This is a genomic window from Vibrio sp. 10N.222.55.C7 (assembly GCF_041473335.1).
GTDB lineage: Bacteria > Pseudomonadota > Gammaproteobacteria > Enterobacterales > Vibrionaceae > Vibrio > Vibrio crassostreae_C.
This window is the reverse complement of the sequence record NZ_JBFRSC010000014.1, coordinates 68,337-78,619: the sequence shown is the minus strand read 5'-3', so window position 1 is coordinate 78,619 and position 10,283 is coordinate 68,337. Positions and strand designations below refer to the sequence as shown.

At 46.0% G+C, this 10,283-nt stretch carries 13 protein-coding genes; 5 read left to right on the top strand and 8 right to left on the bottom strand.

All coding sequences use genetic code 11. From position 1 onward, the window contains the following. The first annotated feature begins 237 nt into the window (after nt 1-237). Nucleotides 238-783 (top strand): gamma carbonic anhydrase family protein, encoded by a 546-nt coding sequence (locus AB4482_RS04695; protein WP_017058763.1) that lies wholly within the window; start codon nt 238-240, stop codon nt 781-783. Here the strand turns inward: AB4482_RS04695 and AB4482_RS04690 are convergent. The 4 genes from AB4482_RS04690 to AB4482_RS04675 form a co-directional block, all read right to left on the bottom strand. Then, the gene (locus AB4482_RS04690) at nt 780-1,049 is read right to left on the bottom strand and encodes a DUF1488 domain-containing protein (protein WP_017058764.1); all 270 of its coding nucleotides are present in this window, start codon (nt 1,047-1,049) and stop codon (nt 780-782) included. The two genes, AB4482_RS04695 and AB4482_RS04690, sit on opposite strands and share 4 nt — an antisense overlap. 17 nt (nt 1,050-1,066) lie before the next feature. Beyond that, complete coding sequence (gene aroE, locus AB4482_RS04685) at nt 1,067-1,897, bottom strand: shikimate dehydrogenase (protein ID WP_017067739.1); 831 nt, start codon at nt 1,895-1,897, stop codon at nt 1,067-1,069. Between the two features lie 77 nt (nt 1,898-1,974). After that, nucleotides 1,975-2,892 (bottom strand): oxygen-dependent coproporphyrinogen oxidase, encoded by a 918-nt coding sequence (gene hemF, locus AB4482_RS04680; RefSeq protein WP_017069580.1) that lies wholly within the window; start codon nt 2,890-2,892, stop codon nt 1,975-1,977. 19 nt (nt 2,893-2,911) lie between these two features. Further along, entirely contained in the window at nt 2,912-3,469 is a 558-nt protein-coding gene (locus AB4482_RS04675) for an L-threonylcarbamoyladenylate synthase (protein ID WP_017058767.1), read from the bottom strand. 195 nt (nt 3,470-3,664) lie between these two features. On the opposite strand from AB4482_RS04675, the gene purE reads away from it, so the two are divergent. Together purE and AB4482_RS04665 are read left to right on the top strand one after the other, a co-directional pair. Continuing rightward, a complete protein-coding gene (gene purE / locus AB4482_RS04670) occupies nt 3,665-4,150 on the top strand; it encodes a 5-(carboxyamino)imidazole ribonucleotide mutase (RefSeq protein WP_004735777.1) in 486 nt (161 codons plus the stop codon). A gap of 5 nt (nt 4,151-4,155) precedes the next feature. Then, nucleotides 4,156-5,286: a 5-(carboxyamino)imidazole ribonucleotide synthase gene (locus AB4482_RS04665; RefSeq protein ID WP_102321074.1), complete on the top strand. Its 1,131-nt coding sequence runs from the start codon at nt 4,156-4,158 to the stop codon at nt 5,284-5,286. Nucleotides 5,287-5,374: 88 nt separating this feature from the next. On the opposite strand, the gene AB4482_RS04660 is transcribed toward AB4482_RS04665, so the two are convergent. From AB4482_RS04660 to AB4482_RS04645, 4 genes are read right to left on the bottom strand one after another with little or no spacing between them, the layout of a single operon-like run. Next, a complete protein-coding gene (locus AB4482_RS04660) occupies nt 5,375-5,944 on the bottom strand; it encodes a type I DNA topoisomerase (protein WP_017063003.1) in 570 nt (189 codons plus the stop codon). Between the two features lie 12 nt (nt 5,945-5,956). Beyond that, nucleotides 5,957-6,433 carry a DUF494 family protein gene (locus tag AB4482_RS04655; protein ID WP_029235095.1) on the bottom strand — a complete coding sequence of 159 codons (477 nt, stop codon included), beginning with the start codon at nt 6,431-6,433 and terminating at the stop codon, nt 5,957-5,959. A 3-nt stretch (nt 6,434-6,436) separates the two neighbouring features. Continuing rightward, a complete protein-coding gene (gene dprA / locus AB4482_RS04650) occupies nt 6,437-7,549 on the bottom strand; it encodes a DNA-processing protein DprA (protein ID WP_017071760.1) in 1,113 nt (370 codons plus the stop codon). Then, nucleotides 7,546-8,637 (bottom strand): LysM peptidoglycan-binding domain-containing protein, encoded by a 1,092-nt coding sequence (locus tag AB4482_RS04645; protein WP_372128550.1) that lies wholly within the window; start codon nt 8,635-8,637, stop codon nt 7,546-7,548. Before AB4482_RS04645 ends, dprA begins: the two co-directional genes overlap by 4 nt. A gap of 140 nt (nt 8,638-8,777) precedes the next feature. On the opposite strand from AB4482_RS04645, the gene def reads away from it, so the two are divergent. Beyond that, the gene (gene def / locus AB4482_RS04640) at nt 8,778-9,290 is read left to right on the top strand and encodes a peptide deformylase (protein WP_017058772.1); all 513 of its coding nucleotides are present in this window, start codon (nt 8,778-8,780) and stop codon (nt 9,288-9,290) included. A 37-nt stretch (nt 9,291-9,327) separates the two neighbouring features. Further along, the gene (gene fmt / locus AB4482_RS04635; protein ID WP_017058773.1) at nt 9,328-10,275 is read left to right on the top strand and encodes a methionyl-tRNA formyltransferase; all 948 of its coding nucleotides are present in this window, start codon (nt 9,328-9,330) and stop codon (nt 10,273-10,275) included. Nucleotides 10,276-10,283 lie beyond the last annotated feature (8 nt).

Here is a 10,283-nt window from a genome sequence, read left to right as displayed (position 1 = left end):
AAAACTTTTTTCAAGCGCTTAGCTTGGCTAATTTGACCTGCTGATTCGTTTTGGTTTCTTACGAAGCCATCCCGTGTCAGCGAGGTGGCATTATAGAGATTTCGATCACACTGGCAAGCCCTTTTTGAAGTTTTTCTTACTTTTTTGATTGTTCGAGCGTTTTTTGTTCAAAACACCCCATTTTCACTAGTATTCCTCTTAATTAAGGGCTTAAGGTGCCTATATAAAGGAGGATTTATGAGTTCAATACGCAGTTATAAAGGAATATCCCCTCAGATTGGGCAAGGTGTCTATATAGATACCAGTTCAGTACTGGTTGGTGATATCAAAATCGGTAACGACTCTAGCGTGTGGCCTTTGGTTGCAGCTCGAGGGGATGTGAACCACATTCATATTGGAGAGAGAACGAATATCCAAGATGGTAGTGTCTTGCACGTCACCCATAAGAATGCTGAAAACCCTGACGGTTATCCTCTCTTAATAGGTAATGATGTCACTATCGGGCATAAAGTAATGCTGCATGGCTGCACTATTGAGGATCGTGTACTTGTTGGTATGGGAGCGATCGTGTTGGATGGCGTGATTATCCAAAAAGAAGTGATGATTGGTGCTGGTAGCTTAGTGCCACCAAACAAGGTACTTGAAAGCGGTTACCTCTATGTAGGAAGCCCAGTAAAACAAGCTCGCCCATTAAATGATAAAGAGCGTGCCTTTCTACAGAAGTCTGCAGACAACTACGTTCAGAATAAAAATGACTATCTAGACTCTGTAATTTCAGTCTAAAGCGCTTTGATCTGAATCCGATTAGAGGAGTCATACTCCTCTTCTTCTATTAACTCTTCCGCTAGCTCTTCAATATCGAAACGTAACTCTGAAAAGATAACTAAAGCTTGATCGCCTTCTTCTATATCTTTACCTGCCAATCGTGATAATTCCTCAATAGACATGACACATTCAATCAATGCGCCCGACTGTTGTGCTGGGAACGTGATTGTTCGGCTCTCTTCATCCCAATCTTGGATATCAGGAAATAGAATTGATTGATTCATTTTTTATAAACACCCCATTACATCTCTAGATTTTTACGTAATTCTCTTAAAATCTGTTTTGTTCCCGGACGAAGACCACGCCAAAGCATAAAGCTTTCTGCTGCCTGCCCCACTAGCATACCCAAACCATCATAAGCAGCATGAACACCATTATCTAATGCCCATTGATTGAATACCGTCGTTCCAGATCCATAAACCATGTCATAAACGGCGCTAGTAGAATTGAAAATCACCTCAGACACTTCAGGAAGCTGCCCGCTTAGACCAGATGAGGTAGAGTTAATAATGACATCAAAGCCTTCATTAACATCACTTAGCCCCATCCCCTTGATGTTGCCATGCGACGAAAACATCTCAGCCAGAAGTTCAGCCTTGGAGCTGGTTCGATTAGCGACCACCAGCTGTTGTGGCTTTTGGTCGAGAAGAGGTTGAATCACTCCTCTCGCAGCACCACCAGCGCCAAGAAGAAGAACACGTGCTCCTTTTAGCGTGACTTGATGTTGAAGCAGGTCTTGAACTAAGCCCTCACCATCGGTGTTATCACCAATGATCTCTCCATCATCTAACTTCTTAAGGGTATTTACGGCACCAGCTAGTTCAGCTCTCTCAGTTAGGCGATTGGCTAACTGATAGGCATCTTCTTTAAAAGGCGCTGTGACATTGCACCCTCGACCACCTTCGCTGAAAAAGGTTTTGGCAGCAGTGATAAATTGACCGTGCTCTGGCTGTAATGCTGTATAGGTAAGTTGTTGGCTGGTTTGGCGAGCAAATAATGTGTGAATGAATGGCGATTTGCTTTGCCCAATAGGATTACCGAAAACGGCATAACGATCTACTTGCTGTGTCATATCCTTACCTAACAGAAATAATAAAAAGGGTCATCTATATAGATGACCCTATCACTATCCCTATAAGGAAGGAAGAACTACCAAACTCGAGGTTTGAGGTAGTCACTATAAAGCAGAGCTTCTGGTGAGCCCGCTTGCGGTTCATAGCGATATTCCCAACGAGCCAACGGCGGCATCGACATCAATATAGACTCTGTGCGCCCACCGCTTTGCAGGCCAAATAAGGTACCACGGTCGTAAACTAGGTTGAATTCAACATAGCGGCCACGACGGTATAGTTGGAAGTCACGCTCACGTTCGCCATAAGGTGTATCTTTGCGACGCTCGACAATAGGTAAGTACGCCGCAGCAAAACCTTCACCGACAGCCTGCATATAAGCAAAGCTCTTATCGAAACCCCACTCATTTAAGTCATCAAAGAACAGACCACCAACACCACGTGTTTCGTCTCGGTGAGGAAGATAGAAGTACTTATCACACCACTCTTTGTGTTCTTGATAAACATCATCACCAAACGGCGCACAAAGATCTTTAGCAGTTTGATGCCAAGATTGGCAATCTTCATCGACAGGATAAAATGGCGTTAAGTCAAAACCACCACCAAACCACCAAATCGGGTCTTCCCCTTCTTTTTCCGCAATGAAGAATCGAACGTTCGCGTGTGAGGTTGGGATATATGGGTTTTTAGGGTGGATAACTAATGAAACCCCCATCGCCTCAAACTTACGTCCGGCTAACTCAGGACGGTGAGCGGTTGCAGAGGCAGGCATTGCTTTACCAGCGACGTGAGAGAAGTTAACTCCACCCTGTTCAAATAAAGCACCATTGGTCATCACGCGAGTACGACCACCGCCACCTAGACGATCGCCAGGTTCTCGCTCCCATGCATCTTCTTCAAACAACGCTACACCATCAGCTTGCTCAAGCTGCTGGCAAATCGAATCTTGTAGGCTCAGTAAAAACTGCTTTACTGCTTCTTTATCAATTGCTGACATCTTACTTCCTTTGCAGGGTTTAACCCTGTCTTAATATTTTCGACGTTTTTGCATCTCTAATTTCGCTTGGCTTCTCACGGCCACCCGTTTGGCCTTCTAGAATCGCGACTAAGTGTTGACCCAGTTGCTGTTGAACTTCTTCAGTCGTCATACAAGGCGGCTCGCCAGTCAGGTTGGCACTGGTAGAGGTTAACGGCTTGCCGAACTCATTACACATTCTTTGAACCAAAGGGTGATCCGTCACTCGTACCGCGATGGAATCAAACTGGCCGCTGACCCAGTCAGTAACTTTGCTGCTGGTTGGCATAATCCAAGTGACCGGACCTGGCCATGTCGCTTTCACTGTTACCAACTGTTCTTCCGTCAACTGGCTTTCATCAATATAAGGAAGCAGCTGCTCGTAACTTGCAGCAATCAAGATCAAGCCCTTTTCAACTGGACGCTGTTTTAACTCGAGTAATTTCTTGATGGCATGTGGATTATCAGGATCACAACCAACCCCAAAAACGCCTTCGGTCGGGTAAGCAATGACTTCACCTTGTTGTAATGCCTGCAATGTATGTTGAAAGTTATCCACGAGTTGCCTCATTAAGTCAGTTATCGAACTCGCTAAGTGTACAAATTATCATTCACTGTGACTAAAGCTATTTGTTTATAAAATGTATCAATTAACAACTTAGACTGACGCAAACGTTTTCCTTAAGTAATTTTACCCGTATAATGCGCGCAAAATATCTAATCACTAATTAAATCGTACCTGAAGGAGTTTGAGATGACTGTCGGTATTATCATGGGTTCTAAATCTGATTGGCCAACAATGAAGCTAGCTGCAGAAATGTTGGATCAGTTTGGCGTGGCGTACGAAACAAAAGTGGTTTCTGCTCACCGCACACCTCAGTTGCTTGCAGACTACGCAACCAGTGCGAAAGAGCGCGGTATTAAAGTAATTATTGCTGGTGCTGGCGGTGCAGCGCACCTTCCGGGCATGGCTGCTGCTTTCACAAGCGTACCAGTTCTGGGTGTTCCAGTTCAGTCTAAAGCACTGAAAGGCATGGACTCTCTGCTTTCTATCGTGCAGATGCCAAAAGGTATCGCGGTAGGTACTTTGGCTATCGGTGAAGCTGGCGCTGCCAATGCAGGCATCCTAGCGGCTCAAATCATTGGTACACACAATGAAGAAGTAATGGCAAAAGTAGAAGCATTCCGTTCTGAGCAAACAGAAACGGTTTTGGCTAATCCAAACCCTGCAGAGGACTAATTTCCATGCATGTTCTTGTGTTAGGCGCGGGCCAACTTGCTCGCATGATGTCCCTAGCTGGGGCACCGCTGAATATTGAAATTTCTGCTTTTGATGTTGGCAGCAAAAATATTGTTCACCCATTAACGCAAGCGATTCTAGGTAACGGCTTAGAAAATGCGATTGAGCGTGCGGACGTCATTACTGCTGAATTCGAACATATTCCTCACGATGTACTTGAGGTGTGTGAGCGCAGCGGTAAGTTCTTACCGACAACAGAAGCAATCAAAGCTGGCGGTGACCGTCGTCTTGAAAAAGCCCTGTTAGACGAAGCGAACGTGAAGAATGCTAAGTACTACGTGGTTAACTCTCGCGAAGACTTTGACGCTGCAATTGCTCACGTTGGCTTACCAATGGTGTTGAAGAGCACACTTGGCGGCTACGACGGCAAGGGCCAATGGCGCTTAAAGACATTAGACAATGTTGACGCGACTTGGGCAGAAATGGCTGAGTGCATTACCGCGACCGACAACCAAGCGATTGTGGCTGAAGAGTTTGTTCCGTTTGACCGCGAAGTATCACTGGTTGGTGCTCGTGATACCAATGGCGAGGTTCAAGTGTATCCACTGGCTGAGAATGTTCACACCGACGGCGTGTTGAGCTTATCGACAGCGATTGATGACATTGAACTGCAAGAGCAAGCTAAAGCCATGTTCACTGCCATTGCTGAGCGTTTAGATTACGTTGGCGTGCTAGCACTTGAGTTCTTTGATGTTCAAGGTTCACTGCTTGTTAATGAGATTGCACCACGTGTTCATAACTCGGGCCACTGGACGCAACAAGGCGCAGAGACTTGTCAGTTTGAAAACCACCTACGTGCAGTGTGTGGCATGCCACTAGGTAGCACTAAACTGATTCGTCCAACCGCAATGATCAACATTCTTGGCGAAGATACTCTTCCTGAGGCTATTCTTGCTCAAGGTGGTTGTCATGTTCATTGGTATGGCAAAGAAAAGCGTGCAGGTCGCAAGATGGGTCACATTAACGTGAGCGCTGACTACAACGCAGAATTACAAAGAGCTTTGTGCTCATTGGCTGAGATTCTTGATAAGCAAGCCTACCCTGCTGTGCATGAGTTTGCTGAGCAGATGAAGTAAGCCTACATTGGCTTATTGATATAAAAGGTTTATTGGATACAAAAACGGCGCTCAGTGAGCGCCGTTTTTTTGTGTCTATAATATCGAGTTATTGAGATTGAATGTGGTGACACTTGCGATCAGCGCATTGCTTCTTGGTACCACTGGCTGTTTTCTTCTCAAGTAACAACGGGAACTGGCACTGTTCACAACGACCTATAACAGGTGGCTGATTAACGGCGAACTTACACTTAGGGTAGTTATCACACGCATAGAAGGTTTTGCCATAGCGAGATTTACGCTCAACCAAGTGGCCTCGACCACACTCAGGGCAGGCAACAAGTGGCTGCTCTTCAGGTTGTTCTTTCGGTTGGTCCAAAGATTCGATGTGATTACACTCTGGATAACTGCTACAGCCAATGAACATCCCAAAGCGACCTTGCCTTAATACCAATTCGTTTTGGCATTTAGGACACGGAACGCCCAGCTCTTTCACCACATGACCATCATTTTGATGAAGAGGCTTGATGTAATCACAGCTCGGATACTGCTTACAGCCTAAAAATGGGCCGTGCTTACCATGGCGAAGCTGAAGCTCCCCACCACACTGTGGACATGGTTCATGCTCTAACGCATGTTCATGTGCTGAAAAAAGCTGATTATCAATCTTACTACTCATGATAAGCCTGTATTAATGCAAGATACCTTGCTCTTTGGTGTACAACAGCTCTTCCATTTGCGTGTAAGCACTTTCATTACCCGGTACATTGAACAGTACCATTAAGATAATCCACTTCAGATCATCCAACTCAAATTCATTGGTCTCTAACCCCATGACACGATCAATCACCATTTCACGAATCTCTGTCGTGAGGACGTTGATCTGCTCAAGGAACAACAAGAAACCACGACACTCCATATTAATACGTGATATCTCTTTACTTGTGTAAACACGCATCGAGGTATTAGAGCACATAGTAATCGCCGCTTGGTTATCGGTATCTTGCAGTGCAGCAAGGTCTTCTAACCAATGGAGAGCCTTATAAATATCATCTTGGTGAAACCCCGCTCGAAGAAGTTCATCTTCAAGTTCGTCTTGATCCACCTGCAATTCAGAATCGCTATGGATGTAGGTTTCAAACAAGTACATCAGTATGTCCATCATCATAGCTTAGCCTCTCCCCTTTCGAATATAGCCACCGGAAACTGCAACAACATGCCCTGAGAGCTCAAGCTCTAAAAGCTGCATCATGACTTCATGCACAGGTATATGGGTTCTCTGTGCCAAAATATCAACGGGTGTCGCCTCTAATCCTACGTTAGCTAACAGCTGTGGAAATGGCAATTGTTCATTTTCACCCTCATTCGGCGTAGGTTCGAATAAGCTCGGCTGCTGATCTATAGACCAGTTTAACAGACTCTTTATTTCAATCAGAACATCTTGAGCATTTTGCACTAAACATGCTCCAGCTTTGATGAGACTGTTACCTCCGCGACTGGTTGGGCTATGAATAGAACCGGGCAGCGCAAACACTTCTCGACCTTGCTCCATGGCATAGCGAGCGGTAATTAAAGAGCCACTCTTCTCAGCCGCTTCCACCACCAAGGTTCCTAACGACAAGCCACTTATAATACGGTTACGACGGGGGAAATGTTCAGGTCTTGGTTTAGCACTCGGTCGAAACTCTGAAATCAGCGCTCCGTTCTCACAGATCCTCTCAGCTAGATTTCGGTGGCGGGCAGGATAAATGGAGTCCAAGCCAGACCCCAACACTGCAAAAGTTTCCCCTCTTTTATCTAGAGCACCATCATGAGCATAGCCATCGATACCTAAAGCTAAGCCACTGGTGACAATTAAACCGTTTTGGACAAACTCTTTGGCGAAGGACTTGGCGGTCTGCAGTCCTTCAATACTGGCATTGCGGCTGCCGACCATCGCGATTTGAGGCTCGATCAGTTTTTCAACGTGACCTTTAACGAAAAGAACACTGGGCGCAGAGGCAATCTCATTAAGCAGTTTGGGATAATGTGGGCAATTAGGGGTAATGATGTGATGGTTAGGCTGTTTTGCTTGCCATGATAAGCAAGCCTCCACTTCTCTTGGGGCTTGCTCTCTTAGATAAGAAATTTGTTTGCCTGATAAACCCATCACTTGCAGCTGCTGGCTTGAGTAGCCAACAATGTTCGAAGGGGAATCGATACTCAGCAGGCGAGAAAGGCGTTTGCCACCCAATTGAGGAACAAAACTTAGAGTTAGCCAAGCACTCAGTTGTTGCTCATTCACTCGGTGCCCTTAACCTCTTCTGTCAAAGCAAGATCCAAAGGCGATACTGCCAGAATGCCCTTGCTAACGGGCTTAGAGCTCTGAGTGATCAACGCGAGGCTAAAATACTCATAAGGACGAATGACCATCAAGCTACCCAGCGAGGTACTTGGCAATTGCACCTTATCGCTCGCCGCAGACTCTTTATAACTGTATTCACCTTGCTTACCAAACACCACCGCACCGCTTTCGCTGAGGGTAAACATAGAACCTTGGCGAAGGTTATCCTGTGAACCTTTGTTGATCACTACCACCTGATTCTTCGCGCTGTATTGGCTGCCATCTAATGAACCCAATATATTGGCAAACTGACCCGCAGCACTAGGTGCAGGATAAAACGTGGTAGAGAGCTTCACCTGATCAACACCAAGTTCTGGTAGCACAAGATCGTTAAGCAGTACCTCTTGCAGTTGAGTCTCTATCTGTAAGCTACTGAACTCAGCGTCCACTTCTTTTAAGCGTGCCGTGGCGACCAAACGCAACGAGGTCATACTCGCTTGAGGTTGCTGTCGCTGGTAGGTTTCAACGGCGCGGTAAATACCCCACTTTTGATGTTGTTGGTTGCCCGAGATAAACAACCGGTCTTCACCCGATAAGAATCTCTTCCCATCACTCGTTCCTAACACTCGTTGAGCCGATTGAATATCTTGCAGTTCAACCAAGCGATCAGATTGCAGGTAAGGAAGAACCAATCCTTCATTGACGGTTGGCACCGCTTTCTTCTCCGAGACACGAATCTTAGGGCTCAGCTTGATAACCGGTTTAAGACTCAATACCGGCTCACCATTAATCCAAACCAGAGACAATTTATCTCCAGGGTAAATAAGGTGAGGGTTTTCTATTTCAGGGTTTACCTGCCATAACCTTGGCCACAGCCAAGGGCTATCGAGATACATCGCGGAGATATCCCATAAGGTATCGCCCTTAACCACCACATACGCCTCGGGTGCGCCTTGTTTAATGGTTAAAGGTTGCTCACTATTTTCAGCCATAGCGGCGAACGAAAGCGAGGCACAAATAAGAGATAAAGCGGGGGAAAAATGACGCATGACCTAGGTTCCTTGGTCTGAATATATGACATCTGATTTGAGAATTACCTTCAGGATGCTGTCATTTGACCTCTAAAATGTCTAGAATTGAGCCAACAAGGTTTAAGCTGTTTCGGCACAGTTCAATATTTCGAGTGTATATGTCTGTATTACAAGTATTAACATTACCAGATGATCGTCTACGTACCGTGGCGAAACCGGTAAAAGAAGTTACCCCAGAGATTCAAAAGTTCGTTGATGACATGATTGAAACCATGTACGACGAAGAAGGTATCGGCCTTGCGGCAACGCAAGTAGATTTCCATCAACGCATCGTTGTTATCGATATTTCAGAAACACGTGATGAGCCAATGGTGCTTATCAACCCTGAAATTACTGAGAAGCGCGGCGAAGATGGAATCGAAGAAGGCTGCCTATCTGTACCAGGCGCTCGAGCTCTAGTACCTCGCGCTGCAGAAGTAACGGTTAAAGCACTAGACCGTGACGGCAACGAATTCACATTCGACGCTGACGACCTTCTGGCTATCTGTGTTCAGCACGAACTTGACCACCTAGAAGGCAAGTTGTTTGTTGATTACCTATCGCCACTAAAGCGTAAACGTATCCAAGATAAGCTAGCGAAGATTAAACGTTTCAACGAGAAACAAGGTTAATAACCGCTGCTATTACTAAATTAGAAGGAAGCCTACCTTGAGTCAGTCTTTAAGAATTGTCTTTGCAGGTACTCCGGATTTCGCCGCCCGTCACTTGGCGGCGTTGTTGTCTTCGGAGCATGAAGTTGTTGCTGTTTACACACAGCCAGATCGCCCAGCAGGCCGCGGTAAAAAACTCACTGCGAGCCCAGTAAAAAACATCGCACTTGAAAACAATATTCCGGTTTACCAACCAGAAAACTTCAAGTCAGATGAGGCTAAGCAAGAGCTAGCTGAATTGAACGCTGACATCATGGTTGTTGTCGCTTACGGCTTATTGCTTCCGCAAGTTGTATTAGATACACCTCGCTTAGGTTGTATCAACGTACATGGCTCTATCCTACCGCGCTGGCGTGGTGCTGCTCCGATTCAACGCTCTATTTGGGCAGGTGATAAAGAGACAGGCGTGACGATCATGCAGATGGATATCGGCCTAGATACTGGCGACATGCTAAGTATCGCGACGCTGCCTATCGAAGCGACAGATACCAGCGCATCAATGTACGAGAAGTTAGCGGGCCTTGGCCCTGACGCGCTTGTTGAATGTCTAGCGGACATCGCTTCTGGCAAAGCGGTTGCAGAGAAGCAAGACGATGAGCTTGCTAACTACGCGAAGAAGCTAAGTAAAGAAGAAGCGCGTATCAACTGGAGTGATGAAGCAGCTCATATTGAGCGCTGCGTTCGTGCCTTCAACCCATGGCCAATGAGCCACTTTGAAGCCGCTGAGAACAGCATTAAAGTATGGCAAAGCCGTGTGGCAGAGCAAACTTCTGATAAGCCTGCAGGTACCATTCTGCAAGCGGATAAAACTGGTATCTATGTAGCGACAGGACAAGGCGTACTTGTTCTTGAACAGCTGCAAGTTCCAGGTAAAAAAGCCATGTCAGTTCAGGATATCTTGAACTCACGTGCAAGCTGGTTTGAAGTTGGTACACAGCTTTCTTAATCCGCTTT

Bases quoted from the DNA above. Each gene is read 5' to 3' on its own strand.
- AB4482_RS04695 (WP_017058763.1), top strand. From the start codon at position 238: ATGAGTTCAATACGCAGTTATAAAGGAATATCCCCTCAGATTGGGCAA.
- AB4482_RS04690 (WP_017058764.1), bottom strand. From the start codon at position 1,049: ATGAATCAATCAATTCTATTTCCTGATATCCAAGATTGGGATGAAGAG.
- aroE (WP_017067739.1), bottom strand. From the start codon at position 1,897: ATGACACAGCAAGTAGATCGTTATGCCGTTTTCGGTAATCCTATTGGG.
- hemF (WP_017069580.1), bottom strand. From the start codon at position 2,892: ATGTCAGCAATTGATAAAGAAGCAGTAAAGCAGTTTTTACTGAGCCTA.
- purE (WP_004735777.1), top strand. From the start codon at position 3,665: ATGACTGTCGGTATTATCATGGGTTCTAAATCTGATTGGCCAACAATG.
- AB4482_RS04665 (WP_102321074.1), top strand. From the start codon at position 4,156: ATGCATGTTCTTGTGTTAGGCGCGGGCCAACTTGCTCGCATGATGTCC.
- AB4482_RS04660 (WP_017063003.1), bottom strand. From the start codon at position 5,944: ATGAGTAGTAAGATTGATAATCAGCTTTTTTCAGCACATGAACATGCG.
- AB4482_RS04655 (WP_029235095.1), bottom strand. From the start codon at position 6,433: ATGATGATGGACATACTGATGTACTTGTTTGAAACCTACATCCATAGC.
- AB4482_RS04645 (WP_372128550.1), bottom strand. From the start codon at position 8,637: ATGCGTCATTTTTCCCCCGCTTTATCTCTTATTTGTGCCTCGCTTTCG.
- def (WP_017058772.1), top strand. From the start codon at position 8,778: ATGTCTGTATTACAAGTATTAACATTACCAGATGATCGTCTACGTACC.